Genomic DNA, 14001 nt, shown 5'->3' on the forward strand with positions numbered 1-14001 from the left:
GCGCCTGTCCCCCGGAGCCGGATGCCCCGCCACCCCCGCTGGGCGATCCGGCGACCACCGATGCCGCGGCCGGGGCGGCATCGGAGGTGTAGGCAAGGGCCCCAGCCCCGCCTAGGACAAGAGGCAGCAGCACCACGCGGAGCTTCTGCGACACGTGCTCGAGGTCGGCCGCGACGATGCGGCACGCCTGACATTCCTGGAGGTGCGCGTCGAGGCGGCGGCGGTCGCCGCGCTTGACGGGTTTCTTCTCGCTGGCGATGAGCAGCTCGCACACCCAGCGGCATTCGGCGGGGCGGGCCGGGTCGCTGATGTGCGCCTGCAGCCAGGCCTGCTTGAAGCCCTCGCGTGCGCGGTACGCGAGCGCCGACACGGCGTTGGCGCTCATGCCGAGCAGCGGCGCGATCTCGCGCGGCTTCATGCCCTCGACCTCGACGTACCAGAGCAGCTCCCGCCAGCGTGCGGGCAGTTCGCGGAACGCCTGCGCCAGCACCGAGCGGTCGGCGACGAGCTCGGCGAACTCGGCGGCCGAATCGGCCGCCCGCTCGTCGAGGTCGTCGAGCGGTGTCTCCTGCGTGCGGCGCCCCCACGAGGCGGCGACGTTGCGGATCGTCGCGAACAGGTACGGCCGGAAGCCGTCCTGCGGGCCGCCGCCCTTGCGGATCGCCGAGAGGATCGAGGTGAACGCCTCCGAGACGATGTCGTCGGGGTCGACGTTCGGGCTCACGGCCCGCGCTGCGTTCCGGCCGCTGGCGACGTGACGCTCCCACAGCACCGCGTACGCGGCGTCGTCGCCCGCGCGTGCGGCGGCGACGAGCTCCTCGTCGGAGCGCTCGCGCGACGGTCCGTCGGCGACGGCACGGGTGGGGGTGGTCACTTCTCTCCTCGCCGGATGGCGCTTACAGGGGCTCGGCCGGCGACGGCAGATCGCCGCCAGGCTAACGACGCGCGCTGAGAAACCGCTGGTGAGCGGCCCCACGCGCAACGGGGGGACACACTGCAAGACGCCGGGCGAGCACGATCATGACGCGCGGCGAGAAAAAAGTTCGAGCGAGATCCGTCGAGCATCGGGATGCCGCCGATCGCGGCATCCACTCGTCAGAAGATCATCGGACGATCGTCGTCGTCCTCGCCCTCGAAGTCGAGGTCGACGACCACGGGCACGTGGTCGCTCGGCGCCTCACCCTTGCGCTCGTCGCGGTGGATGGTCGCGCCGGTCACCGCGTCGGCGATCGCATGCGAGCCGAGGATGAAGTCGATGCGCATGCCCTCGTTCCGGGGGAAGCGCAGCTGCTTGTAGTCCCAGTACGTGTAGCCGGTGGGGATCAGCGGGCGCACCACGTCCTGCAGCCCGGCGGCCTCCAGGGCGGCGAACGCCTCGCGCTCGGGTGGCGACACGTGCGTCGCGAAGCCCTGCACGACGGTCGGGTCGCCGTTGTCGGCATCCGTCGGCGCGATGTTGAAGTCGCCGACCAGGGCGAGAGGCAGGTCGGGGTTGGCCGTGAGGGACTCGCGCGTGTACTGCTCGAGGGCCGACAGCCAGTCGAGCTTGTAGAAGTAGTGCGGGTCGCCCAGCGACCGGCCGTTCGGCACGTACAGGCTCCACACCTCGACGCCGCCGATGGTCGCGCCCATCGCGCGGGCCTCCTGCGGGGCGCCGGGGCCGTTGTGGCCCTTCTCGAACCCGGGCATGCCGGGGAAGGCCGTGCGCACGTCGGTGATCGGCTCACGGCTCGCGATCGCGACGCCGTTCCACTGCGAGAAGCCGTAGGCCTCGACGTGGAATCCGGCCTCTTCGAACCGGTCGAACGGGAACTGCTCGGTCTTGCACTTGATCTCCTGCATCGCGAGCACGTCGATGTGCTCGCGCACCGCGAAGTCGACGATGCGGTCGACCCGCGCGCGGATCGAGTTGACGTTCCAGGTGGCCAGGCGCATGGGATCCAGCCTATTCGGGGCTGCCGACGTCGATCGCTGCCTCTTGTCAGACACCGCGGGGGACTGACAGGCTCGCGCTTACCCAGGGAAGGGGTAAGACATGCGCAAACCCGCGCTCGCGTTCGCCGCTGCCGCAGCGGCTCTGCTGTTCCTCTCGGTCGCCTCGCCGGCACAGGCCATCACGGACGGCGTCCCCGACGGCGACGGCCACCCGGAGGTCGGCCTCATGGTCGCCTTCGACGACGAAGGCCCCGCGTGGCGCTGCAGCGGCACGCTCGTGTCGCCGACCGTGTACGTCACGGCCGGGCACTGCACGTTCGGGGCGACCCACGTCGAGCTGTGGTTCGACGACGATGTGAGGGATGCCGCGGCCCACGGCTACCCGAACACCGGCGAGGTGTCGGGCACGCCGTACACGCACCCGCAGTACGACGACGCGGCGTTCTACCTGTACGACCTCGGCGTCGTCGTGCTCGACGAGCCGGTGATCCTCGACCACTACGCGTCGCTGCCGGCGCTGAACCAGCTCGACGCGCTGGCGAACAAGAAGGGCCAGCAGGACCGTACGTTCACCGCCGTGGGCTACGGCCTGCAGAAGAGCTTCCCCGACGCCGCGTCGTGGAAGACGCAGGCCGACCGCCTGCGCATGGTGTCGACGCCGCAGCTCATCTCGATCAACACGGGCTACACCGGCGACGGGTCGCTGATCCTGTCGAACAACGCGCACACCGGCGGCACGTGCTCGGGCGACTCGGGCGGCCCGAACTTCATCGGCAGCTCGGACGTCATCGCGGGCGTCACGTCGTTCGGCAAGAACGAGACGTGTGCGGGCACCGGCGGCGTGTACCGCCTCGACCGCGCCGACGACCTCGCGTTCATCGGCGGGTTCCTCGGCGACTGACCCGGCTGACCGGGCTCGGGCGCGGGGGTGCGGCATCCGTAGAATCGACGGCATGACCGCCGCCTCCACGTCCGAGCTCGAAGCCGACCGCCAGCGCCTCATCGGCCTCATCACCGACGAGGCGGTGTTCCACGGCGACTTCACGCTCTCCAGCGGCAAGAAGGCGACGTACTACGTCGACATGCGCCGGCTGACGCTCGACCACCGCGCCGCGCCGGCCATCGGTCGCATCATGCTGGACCTCATCCGCGACGTGGACGGCGTCGTCGCCGTCGGCGGCCTCACGCTCGGCGCCGACCCGATCGCCAACGCGATCATGCACGAGTCGGCGCGCACCGGCGCCCCGCTCGACGCGTTCGTCGTGCGCAAGGAGCCCAAGGACCACGGCCGCGGCCGCCAGATCGAGGGCGCCGACGTCGCCGGCAAGCGCGTCGTCGTGGTGGAGGACACCTCGACCACCGGGCAGTCGGCGCTCAAGGCCGTCGAGGCGCTGCGTCGCGAGGGGGCAGAGCCCGTGGCCGTGGCCGTCATCGTCGACCGCAAGACCGGCGCGCAGGCCGCCGTCGAGGCCGAGGGGCTGCAGTGGCTCGCAGCCATCGACCTGGACGACCTGGGGCTCGCACCGCAGTAATCCCAGCGAGGTGTCACACGCCGGCGGCGGCCGGTGTCCTCATGTGCGAAGGACTCGTTCCACGACACATCGGAGGAAGACATGAGCACGACCGCCCGCATCCCCGCCGCCGAGATCACCGGCCTGAAGGGCGCCGTCATCAAGACGGCCGCACGCAGGATGGCCGGAAAGGTCCCCGACTCCCTCGGCGTCTTGTGGCACCACCAGGGCGTCATGCAGGACTCGATGAGCATCGGACGCAAGACCGAGGGCTGGCATGAGCTCGACGCGAACCTCGCGTCGTACGCCGTCATGGCCGCGGCGGCCACGATCGGCTGCAGCTTCTGCCTCGACTACAACTACTTCATGGCGCACAACCACGGCCTCGACGAGACGAAGGTGCGCGAGGTGCCGCGCTGGCGCGAGTCGACGGTGTTCACCCCGCTCGAGCGCCGCGTCATGGAGTACGCCGAGGCCATGTGCGAGACGTCCCCGACCGTGACCGACGAGCTCTCGGACGCGCTGCTCGCCGACCTCGGACCGGCGGGGCTCATCGAGCTGGCCGCACGCGTCGCGTTCATGAACATGAGCGCGCGCATGAACGTGGCGCTCGGCATCCACTCCGAGGAGTTCGCGGATGCCTGCGGTCTGGCGCCGCTGGCGACACGGCCTGCCGCCGCCTCGGCCGTCGGGTCGGCCGCGTAGGCTCGCGCGCATGAGCACGCCCCAGGCCGACGACCCGTTCGTCGAGCACCGGAATCTGCTGTTCACCGTCGCGTACGAGATGCTCGGCTCGGCCGCCGACGCGGAGGATGTGCTGCAGGAGTCGTGGCTGCGCTGGGCGGCCGTCGACCGGAGCACGATCCACGAGCCGCGCGCGTACCTCGTGCGGATCGTGACGCGGCAGGCGCTCAACCAGCTGCGCACGCTGTCGCGTCGCCGCGAGGACTACGTCGGCGAGTGGCTGCCCGAGCCGCTGCTGACGAGCCCCGATGTGGCCGAGGACGTCGAGCTTGCCGAGAGCCTGTCGATCGCGATGCTCACGGTGCTCGAGACGCTGGGGCCCGCCGAGAGGGCGGTGTTCGTGCTGCGCGAGGTGTTCGACGTGCCCTACGACGAGATCGCGGATGCCGTCGGCAAGACGCCCGCGGCGGTGCGGCAGATCGCGCACCGGGCCAAGGACCACGTCGCCGCGCGCCGCCCGCGGGTGACCGTGATGCCCTCCGAGCATGAGGAGGTCGTCGAGCGCTTCGTCGCGGCCCTGAACACGGGCGACATCCAGGCGCTCATGGACGTCATGGCACCCGATGTCGTGTCGGTCGCCGACGGCGGCGGCAAGGTCCGCGGCGCGGCGCGCCGGCCGATCATCGGATCCGACAAGCTCGCGCGCTACCTCGTCGGCAGCATGGCCAAGCTCACCGGCACCCTCGTCGCGACGCCGGCGTGGATCAACGGCATGCCCGGCATCCGCATGGAGCTCGACGGCGCCCTGGCCGGCGTCGTCACGCTCACCGTCGAGGACGGCCGCGTCACGCAGATCTACTCGATCGCCAACCCCGACAAGCTCGGCCGGGTCGACGCGGAGGCGGTGGTCGCCCGCTGACTCAACGGGCGAGGATCTCGGCGTTGAGCGACCGCTGCCATTCGCGCAGCTGCCACATCGGGTGGTGTGGTGCCGCGTTCGAGCACAGCACCACGCCCCACATGCCGTGGTCGAGCGCGGTGCGTACGCCGTGCTCGGCCAGGGCCCGCCCGATGCTGCTCTCTTCGAATGTGCCGTGCAGCGGGGTGTAGCCGACCCAGCCTTCGCCGATGATGGCCGGGACGCCGTGCCAGCGCGCCCAGGCCGCGATCGCAATGGTGCGCGATGCGATCTCGCGGAGCATCACCTGCTCGTACGGCGGATAATTCTCGAAGAGCCACGCGTCCCACGCCTGCGGGTCGACCCAGTCGTAGCCGTAGACCATCTGGTCCGTGATGACGGTCGCCCGCAGCTTCCACTCCGCTGCGCGCCCGTAGGACGCGACCGATGGTGCATCCGCACGCAGGAGCGCACGCAGTGTCGCGTTCGGAAAACCCTCGCTCGCCTCCGCGCGGATGTCGATGCGCCGCTGAAGGGCGTCGAGCACGCCGTAGCTGTAGACGTGGAACTGAGCGGCGCCCAGCCCGTCCGGGACCCGGTGCATCGCGAGGTGCGGTGGCTTGCCGTAACTGGCGGTGATGAGTAGATCGGGATGCCGCGACCGCAGTCGCACGATCTCATCGGCGCCGCCGTCCTCGGGGGCGGGCAGGATCGAGAAGTCGACCTCGTTGTGCAGCTCGACCAGCGCGATGCGCGAGCGATGCCCCTCGGCCGTCAGCCACGTGATCATGCGGTCCCACGCGTCTGCGAGCAGTCGATAGCGGGCGTCGAGGGGCACGGCGTCGATCGCTTCGAACCACCACGGTGAGGCGGCGAACGCGGGGGACTGCTGGTACTCCCAGCTGGCGAGGATGATCACGATGCCGTGGCGCGCCGCGGCATCGAAGAGCGCGAGGAGCCGCGCGTGCAGGTCGACGCGGAAGCCGCCCGGCGTGTCGTACCACCGCGTGCGCTGACCGTAGAAGCCCCCGCCCGGCGCAGTGCCGAGGCCTTCGATCTCGAGGTCGCGCGCGAGGTCGTCGAGTCCGAGGCCGCCGAACAGCAGCAGCGGCGCGGCGCAGATGCGGATCGCGTTGTAGCCGAGCGCGGCGGCGTCGGCGACCGCCGCGTCCAGATCCTCGTACGGTTCGCCGGGGCCCGCCTGGGTGTACCACGAGAAGTCCCACAGGATGATCGTGAGCCGCCGCGGCAGGTGCGCCGGCACCGGTCCGGTGAGCGACGATTCGTCGCGTTCGATCGTCCCGGATCCCAGGTAGCGCTCGGTCATGCGTCGATCCTTTCCCACCGGGTCGCTGCCAGGACAGCGGGGTCCAGAGCGCGACCGCGTGCGGCGAGGCTCTCGAGCGCGTCCGCTGTCGCCGCTCGCGCCGTCGCCGTCGCGGCGTCGAACAACGTCAGCTCAGGCACGGAGGTGGCGAAGTAGTCCACCTCGTCGGGCGCGGCCCGCAGCGCCGAGGCGCGGGACTCCAGTGCAGCCCACGAGGCCGCCGCGCCGGCGGCGTCGCCGAGGTGCAGATGGGCGACGCCGGTCCAATACGTGGATTCGTCGGCCTCTCGCGGTGACACCGCGAGCGGGGTGGGCTCGACGGCCGCCCGCCAGGCCTCGCGCGCCCCCGCCGCATCGCCTCCCGCCGCGCGAGCACGACCGAGGAGTACCCAGCGCTGGACCGGGCGTTCGGCGGGGTGACGCCCCTCGCCCAGCGAGGCCGGTGGGACGAAGCCCGACTGCAGCAGTGCGGCGGCATCATCGGGCGCGGCTCGCATGAGCCGTTCTGCGAGAAGACATGACGCGCGATCGAAGGCCGCGATGACGAGGCCTTCGCCACCCTCGAACGGTCGGAACCGTCGGGTCGTCAGGATCTCCCACGCTTCGTCGACACGGCCCGCATCCAGCAGCAGCGACACGTGCCGGACGGCCAGGTCGTCGCGTTCGTCGAGCAGCGATCGGTGCTCTTCGAGAAGAGCGAGGCGGGTCGCGGCGTCCATGCCGCGGCGCACCGCGAGCACGTCCCGCTCGAACACGAGACGGGGCTCCGGGCGAAGTGCGAGTGCGTGCGCGAGCGCTGCGTCGGCGCCCGCCTCGTCGTCTGCGGCCGCCACCAGCGCGATCGCGAGGTTGCGCCACACGACAGGGTCGGACGACCCGGCGGCCGACGCCGCCCGCAGGTGCGTGAGCGCATCGGACTCCCGGCGTGCGTCAAGCAGCCACATGCCCAGCAACCCTGCCGCCACGGCGTCGGTCCGGTCCGCGACGACCGCCGACATGAGGGCGTCGTACTGGTCGAGTCCCGCAGGAAAGGCGAGGTCCGCGGGAACCTGCCGTGCCGTCTCGCGCTCGGCCGCCGCCTCGTCCGTCCGGCCTGCCTGTTCGAGCCAGTGCGCGCGCAGGTAATGCCGGAGCGGGCCGGCGAGACCTGCGGCCGGCGTCGTCTCGATGGCGCGTGCGGTGATCGCGAGCGCCTCGTCGAGTGCGCCGGCGCGAGCCAGTTCCGCGCCGACATCGAGAAGGGTCCGCGCATCGCGGTCGGCGGGATCGCCGCACAGCGCACGGGTGGCGGGATCGAGCGGATCGGCCCCGTGCAGCCGGTCGAGGAGGGCCCGGGAAGCGGCAGCGTCGCCGCGGCGCGCCAGCGCGAGCACCTCGATACGACGCGCTTCGGGGATGTCGCCGGACGTGCGCGCGAGTTCGATCGCAGCCTGCGCCCGGCCCTCGCGCAGGGCCAGGCGGGCTCTGCCCAGCGCCGCCGCCGGCGTGAACGCGGCGTTCCAGCCGGCCTTGGCGTACCACCGGTCAGCGCTCCGCGTGTCTCCTTCGCGCTCCGCGACGAGACCCAGCAGGTACGCAGTCTCACCGTCGCGGGGATTGAGGTTGCGGCGCGTCAGCCGTGTCCACGCCGACTCGAGCGCGGCGCGAGCTCGCGCGTACTCCCCGCGGGCCAGATGCCATGCACCGAGCGCGGTGGCGGCGCGGGAGTCGCCAGGGTCACGCTGCCGTGCCTCCTCGAGGTACGGCACGGCCGAGCGACTGGGGTGGCGGTACTGCAGCAGGTGCACTGCTGTCGTGTAGAGCTCGTCGTTCGATGCGATCTCACCGGGCTGCGCGGGGGCGGTCGCGATCCAGGGTTCCTGCGCCTCGCCCGCGCGAGCGCGCCACTCCACCAGTGGCCTTCCGCCGTGTGCGACGCGCACCTCGAGACGAGGAGCGTCCGCGGCGACCGCGGCGGTGACGGCGAAGGGGGCGTCGGGGGCGAGGTCGACCGTCCACTCGTGGACCAGCTCGCCGCCGTCTCGCACTTCTACGATTGCGTCCTCGAAGCGCTGGGTCGCGATGGCGGTGATTCGGATGCCAGCGCCCTCGGCCCGTACGCCGATCGCGGCATCCGTCGTCGCCTGCCGCACCGCGCCGGTGCGGTGGAGCGGATACCAGTACTGGCGGAAGCGCTTGGTCTCACCCGGCAGCAGCCAGCTGAAGTCGGGCTGGTTGTCGGTGTACACACCTGCCATGAGCTCCACGTACGGGCCGTCACCGTCGGTCAGCTGGTCGTCCCACGCCCGGCCGATCGGGCCGTCCCCCCATGTCCACATCTTCTTGCCCGGCGAGGCGGCCCGGTCGGCCCAGTGGACGAATCCTGCGTCTGCGGTGTGGTCGTAGCCGCCGAAGAAGGACTCCTCCGTGTCCGTGATCATGTACGACGTCGGCACCGGGATGTTGCTGTAGACATCGATGCGATCTGCGCCGTCGCGCTCCGCCGCGAGCGCCGGGTAGTCGACGCCGTAGTACGGGCGATCGGCGCGCGGGAAGGCGGTGATGGCGCGTCGCGCGTGGTCGGCCACGTACTTCACGTCATCGGGGAAGAACGACTGGTAATGCGCGTGAGAGCGGGCCGCGACATTCGCCCACCACAGGAACGTCTGTGGGATGTCAGTGCGGTTGTGGAGCGCCGCCTCCACCTCGATCAGCGACGAGCCCGGCCGGAGGCGTACGCCGTGCAGGCCGCGCATGCGCTGCAGCGGGTCGAAGTCGCTGTGCCACACCACGACGGCGCCGTCGTCCTCGCGCTGGATCCGGGCATCCACGGGCAGGAAGGTCGCAGGGCGATGATGCTGCGGCCAGTTGAACTCCACGCCGCCGGAGATCCACGGACCGGCGAGCCCCACCAGAGCGGGCTTGATCACGTTGTTGCGGTAGAAGAAATCGTAACCGGCGACCTTGTCATAGCCGATGTGGATCCGCCCGCCGAGCTCGGGAAGAAGTGTGAGGCGCACGTACGCGTTCTCGAGGTGGATCGCCTGCCACTGCCGCGGCGACTTGTCGTGGGCGACGCTGTCGATCATGGGCAGCGGATACACCTTGCCGCTCGAACCCTGGTACACGCGGCGGTCGAGGAAGAGTGGGAATGGATCGGGCTGGCCCGCCGCGTAGGTGTCGATCCACAGCGGCGCGCTCCAGCAGGCGACGCCGCCGGCAGCGAGGATCGCCGCCTGATCGGCGGGTGCGGCGGGGAGCTGGATGCGGCTCGGGGGGACGTCGTTTGCGCTCACCTGGCAAAACTATGGCCGGGCACGTTGCGTGAGAATGGTCGAACGTGTCTAGAACATGGATGATTCAATGATCCCGTGTGACAGGATGCCGGAGTGGAGAGAGCCGACGGATTCGAGCGGGAGAGACTGAGCGTCGTGCCGCGGCCGCTTGTGGAGGCCGCGCTCGTGAGGCCGGTCACGCGGCGAATGGTGGTGACGGACGCGGGGTATTTCCCGCGCGCCGAGCACCACGCGCGGCATCGGCCGGCCGGCGCAACGGAGACCATCGTGATCGTGTGCGTATCCGGTGCCGGCTGGGTCGAGGCCGGCGGCGTGCGGACGCGAGTCGGCAGTTCGACGGCGATCGTGATCCCGGGCGGCGTGGCGCACTCCTACGGAGCGAGCACGTCCGACCCCTGGACGATCTGGTGGTGCCATGTGCGCGGCACCGACGTCCCCGAGCTCGTCGACGCCGTGGGCGTGCGCCCGGACCGGCTCGCCCTTTCTCTGCGTGAGGTCGACCGCGTGACATCGCTGCTCGACGAGATCTCGGTCGCACTGGCCCGCGACACGACCCCGGCACGGCTGACCGCCACCGCCGGCATCGCGTGGCGGCTCTTCACGCAGCTCTCGGTAGATCGCGTGCTGCCCGGGGAGGGAGCGCCGGTCGAGCGAGCGATGCGGTACCTAGAGGAGCGCGTCGACGGTCGCGTACAGGTCGCCGAGCTCGCCGCGATGGTCGGTGTCTCGCCGTCGCACCTCGCGGCGCTCTTCCGCGACGCGACCGGCGGCGGAGTGCTCGCCTACCACAACGCGCTCAAGATGGCGCGCGCCCGATCTCTGTTGGACACCACGGATCTGCCGGTCGCCGAGATCGGCCGGCTCGTCGGACTCGACGATCCCTTCTACTTCTCACGCCAGTTCCGGCGCACCCATGGCATGAGCCCGCGTGCATACCGCTCACACCGCAAGGGCTGAGATCAGCCCTTGGTGGCACCGGCGGTGAGATCCGCGCGCCAGAAACGCTGCAGGGCCGTCATGAGCGTGACCAGCAGCAGAGCAGACACCGCCGACCCGGCGACGACGAGCGAGTAGAACATCGGGTCGCGCTGCGTTTGGCCGTTCCAGAGGGTCAGGCCGAGGGTGACGGGGAACGTCGACGTGTCGTTGAGCATGACCAGTGGCAGCAGATAGTTGTTCCAGATCGTCACGAACTGGAAGAGGAAGATCGTGACCATCGCCGGCATCATCATGCGAGTCGCCATCGAGGCGAAGATGCGGAGATCTCCCGCTCCGTCCAGGCGTGCCGCCTCTATGACCTCGTCGGGCACGCTCGCGTTGGCGTGGATGCGAGCCAGGTACACACCGAACGGGCTCACCATGCTGGGGAGGAGCACGGCCCAGTAGGTGCCGGTGAGACCGAAGGTGTTGAGCAGGAAGTACAGCGGAAGGGCGATCACGGTGGCGGGAACCAGCACGCCCCCGAGGATGACCGAGAACAGCAGCTCTCGGCCGCGGAAGGGGAACTTCGCGATCGCGTAGCCGCACGCCGCCGAGATCACCATCGCGACGAACGCGCCGACGCCCGAGTAGACGATGCTGTTGAGGACCCATCGCGAGAAGGCGCCGCCGTCCTGCGTGAACAGCGCGACGAGGTTCTGCCATGCCTGCGGAGAGTCCGAGAACCACAGGCCGAACGTGCCGAAGAGGTCGGCGGGCGATTTGGTCGCGGCGACGATGACCCACACCAGGGGCAGGACGAAGTAGATGCCCGCGACGATGAGCACGGCGTTGACGGCGACGGCGCTGACGGCGCCGCCGCGCAGACCGCCGCGATGGCGCCGGGACGGCGCCGGCGGTGTCCCGACCGGAGCGGAGTCGGCCGGACGGGTTCGTGGGGCGGAGTGGACCGAGGTCACCATGCGCGGTTCCCCTTCCGGTTGACAAGGCGGAGGAATCCGAACGAGAAGGCGAAGCCGAGGATCGCGACGATGACGGCCATCGCCGCGGCGAAGTTCGGATTGCTCTGTGCGAACGCCTGGTTGTACGCGGCGAGGTTCGGCGTGTACGTCGAACTGATCGCCGTCGTGAGCGGCCGCAGGACCAGTGGTTCTACGAAGAGCTGGAGCGTGCCGATGATCGTGAAGACCGTGACGAGAATGATCGAGGGACGCACCAGCGGCAGCTTGATGTGCCATACCGTGGCCCAGCCGGATGCGCCGTCGACCCGCGCCGCTTCGTACAGTTCCGACGGGATGGCGTTCAACGCCGCCATCAGGATCACCATGTTGTAGCCCGCGAACCCCCACAGCGCGATGTTCGCGATCGAGAACAGCACGGTGCCGCTGGCGAGCGGGTCGAAGCTCACGCCGGCGAAGCCGAGGAGCTGCAGCACCGGGCTCGTCGCGGGAACGTAGAGGAAGCCCCACAGCAGCGTCGCCACGACCCCGGGAACGCCGTACGGCGCGAAGTACACCACACGGAAGAGACGCGGCAGCTTCGCGCGCCCGGAGTCCAGCAGCAGTGCGAGGCCCAGCGCCGTGACCACCATGAGAGGGACGAGGATCGCCGAGAACAGCACCAGGCGACCCAGGCTCTCGACGAAGGCCGGGTCCGAGAGGGCGCGCGCGTAGTTGTCGAAGAAGACGAATACCGTCTCAGGCGCGCCGTAGCCGAGACCGGAGCTCTTCGTGGTGAACATGCTCTGCACCACGGCGTAGACGATCGGTGCGACGAAGAACGCGGCGAACATCACCACGAATGGCAGGACGAGGACCCACACGGCTCCGGGCAGGCGCCGTCGTCGACGCCCGGCCACGGGGTCGGTTTCCGGCGACGAGGCGGACAGAGGGGTGCGGACAGCGAGACTCACGGGCGCTCTCTCAGAGATGGCGACGGGGTGGGCCGCGCAGCGGCCCACCCCGTCAGGTGTCAGTCGACCGAGATGCCGCGCTCTTCGAGCGCCGCGATCATGTCGGTCTGGGTCTTGGCGTACGCCTCGGGCAGCGGCGTGCCCGCATCGACGGCGGCCTTCACGTTGTCGGTGAGGCTCGCGAAGAGCGTCGACGACAAGGGCGGCCATGACCACGACGTGTCGACGGCCTTGTCGGACTCGGCGAAGACATCCCAGATGTCCTGCCCGCCGTAGAAGGCGAAGACCTCGGGCGCGTCCTGCAGTGACGCGATGGCGTCGGTGTCGACAATCGACGGCCATCCCGCGCCGATCTCGGTGAGAAGGCTCACGCTGTCGGTGTTCGAGTTGAGCCACACCGCGAATTCCGCGGCGGCCTCGGGGTTCTTCGAGCCCTTCAGCACGGCGTTCGCCGAGCCGCCGGCCCACGTCGCCGAGACGTTCTCACCCGCCGCCCACTGCGGCACCGGGCCGACGCCCCAGGAGCCGGCCGTGTCGGGGGCGGTGCCGCGCAGGATCGCGTCGGCCCACGAGCCGGAGATCCACGTCAGGATGTTGCCGTTCTGGAGGTCGGCGTTCCACTCGCTGGAGAAGTCCGCCTCGATCTTGACGAGGTCCTCATCGATGAGCTTCTGCCAGAACTCCGCGACCTTGACGGTCTCGGCGCCGTCGATCGAGACGTTCCATGAGTCCCCTTCGGGAGTGAACCAGTTGGCCCCACCCTGCTGCGCCAGACCGATCATCCACGGCGCCTGGTTGAACGCGAACGCGGCGATGTAGCGGTTCGGGTCGGAAGCCCGCACGACCTTCGCGGCCTCGTAGAACTCGTCCCATGTCTGGGGGTATTCGATGCCGAGCTCGGCGAACACGTCCGCGCGATAGAACTGACCCAACGGTCCCGACGCCTGAGGGATCGAGTAGACCTTGTCGCCGAAGACGCCGGTCTGTCACTGCCACGGCACGAAGAGATCCTCGGAGTCCTTCACATACGGCGTGATGTCTTCGAGCGCGTCGTTGATGAGGAAGTCGGGGATCGCGTCGTAGCCGAGCTGAACGACGTCGGCGGGGTCGCCTGCCTTCACGGCCGACAGCATCGTCGCGTATCCGCCGTCGGGACCGGCGGTGATCGTCTCGAGCGTGACGTGGATGTCGTCGTGCGCGTCGTTGAAAGCGTCGACGGCGCGATCGATGTTCGGGACCCACGACTGGAAGGTGATCTCGACCGGTCCGTCGGCAGCGGGCTCGCCGGCGGTGCCGGCGCAGCCGGCGAGGACGAGCGCGGCGGCGACGCCACCGGCGAGAAGGGTCGCCGCTCGGGTGCGGCGACCTGCAGAAATGGACATACATGCTCCCTTGCGATGCAGACGGGACAGCCTCGTCTGGATGGTGCGCACCGAGATTACGTCGCCGCCCACCGCGGGAACATGGGAGAAGCGCGCGACCACCTGGACGAAACGACGGACGCGCGTTCGCTCTCAGTC

At 70.1% G+C, this 14001-nt stretch carries 11 protein-coding genes and 1 pseudogene; 5 read left to right on the forward strand and 7 right to left on the reverse strand.

Annotated features, from left to right (window positions below; translation table 11 throughout):
* Both JNB62_RS15040 and JNB62_RS15045 read right to left on the reverse strand, forming a co-directional pair.
* Positions 1-874 (reverse strand): sigma-70 family RNA polymerase sigma factor (locus JNB62_RS15040; RefSeq protein ID WP_220301716.1); only part of this gene is annotated, 874 nt, incomplete at its 3' end.
* A gap of 221 nt (positions 875-1095) precedes the next feature.
* The gene (locus JNB62_RS15045; protein ID WP_220301717.1) at positions 1096-1935 is read right to left on the reverse strand and encodes an exodeoxyribonuclease III; all 840 of its coding nucleotides are present in this window, start codon (positions 1933-1935) and stop codon (positions 1096-1098) included.
* A 100-nt stretch (positions 1936-2035) separates the two neighbouring features.
* Here JNB62_RS15045 and JNB62_RS15050 point away from each other — a divergent pair, with 100 nt between their 5' ends.
* The 4 genes from JNB62_RS15050 (at position 2036) to JNB62_RS15065 (ending at position 5049) form a co-directional block, all read left to right on the forward strand.
* Complete coding sequence (locus tag JNB62_RS15050; RefSeq protein WP_220301718.1) at positions 2036-2836, forward strand: trypsin-like serine protease; 801 nt, start codon at positions 2036-2038, stop codon at positions 2834-2836.
* 52 nt (positions 2837-2888) lie between these two features.
* On the forward strand, positions 2889-3467 hold the full coding sequence (pyrE, locus tag JNB62_RS15055; protein WP_220301719.1) for an orotate phosphoribosyltransferase: 579 nt from the start codon (positions 2889-2891) through the stop codon (positions 3465-3467).
* 81 nt (positions 3468-3548) lie between these two features.
* A complete protein-coding gene (locus tag JNB62_RS15060; RefSeq protein WP_220301720.1) occupies positions 3549-4151 on the forward strand; it encodes a carboxymuconolactone decarboxylase family protein in 603 nt (200 codons plus the stop codon).
* A gap of 10 nt (positions 4152-4161) precedes the next feature.
* The gene (locus tag JNB62_RS15065; RefSeq protein WP_220301721.1) at positions 4162-5049 is read left to right on the forward strand and encodes an RNA polymerase sigma-70 factor; all 888 of its coding nucleotides are present in this window, start codon (positions 4162-4164) and stop codon (positions 5047-5049) included.
* Between the two features lies 1 nt (position 5050).
* On the opposite strand, the gene JNB62_RS15070 is transcribed toward JNB62_RS15065, so the two are convergent.
* Both JNB62_RS15070 and JNB62_RS15075 read right to left on the reverse strand, forming a co-directional pair.
* Positions 5051-6355, reverse strand: a complete 1305-nt coding sequence (locus JNB62_RS15070) for a cellulase-like family protein (RefSeq protein WP_220301722.1) — start codon at positions 6353-6355, stop codon at positions 5051-5053.
* Positions 6352-9630 (reverse strand): DUF5107 domain-containing protein, encoded by a 3279-nt coding sequence (locus tag JNB62_RS15075; RefSeq protein ID WP_220301723.1) that lies wholly within the window; start codon positions 9628-9630, stop codon positions 6352-6354. The genes JNB62_RS15070 and JNB62_RS15075 overlap by 4 nt, the downstream gene beginning before the upstream one ends.
* A 135-nt stretch (positions 9631-9765) precedes the next feature.
* Here JNB62_RS15075 and JNB62_RS15080 point away from each other — a divergent pair, with 135 nt between their 5' ends.
* Positions 9766-10587 carry an AraC family transcriptional regulator gene (locus JNB62_RS15080; protein WP_308291822.1) on the forward strand — a complete coding sequence of 274 codons (822 nt, stop codon included), beginning with the start codon at positions 9766-9768 and terminating at the stop codon, positions 10585-10587.
* 2 nt (positions 10588-10589) lie between these two features.
* On the opposite strand, the gene JNB62_RS15085 is transcribed toward JNB62_RS15080, so the two are convergent.
* The 3 genes and pseudogenes from JNB62_RS15085 to JNB62_RS15095 all read right to left on the reverse strand — a co-directional run bounded on the left by JNB62_RS15085 (position 10590) and on the right by JNB62_RS15095 (position 13863).
* On the reverse strand, positions 10590-11531 hold the full coding sequence (locus JNB62_RS15085; protein WP_223231181.1) for a carbohydrate ABC transporter permease: 942 nt from the start codon (positions 11529-11531) through the stop codon (positions 10590-10592).
* Positions 11525-12427 (reverse strand): carbohydrate ABC transporter permease, encoded by a 903-nt coding sequence (locus JNB62_RS15090; protein ID WP_308291823.1) that lies wholly within the window; start codon positions 12425-12427, stop codon positions 11525-11527. The genes JNB62_RS15085 and JNB62_RS15090 overlap by 7 nt, the downstream gene beginning before the upstream one ends.
* Positions 12428-12540: 113 nt before the next feature.
* Positions 12541-13863, reverse strand: a pseudogene (locus tag JNB62_RS15095) (ABC transporter substrate-binding protein).
* Positions 13864-14001 lie beyond the last annotated feature (138 nt).

Origin of the sequence: Microbacterium jejuense, from assembly GCF_019511665.1 — a bacterium.
Lineage (GTDB): Bacteria > Actinomycetota > Actinomycetes > Actinomycetales > Microbacteriaceae > Microbacterium > Microbacterium jejuense_A.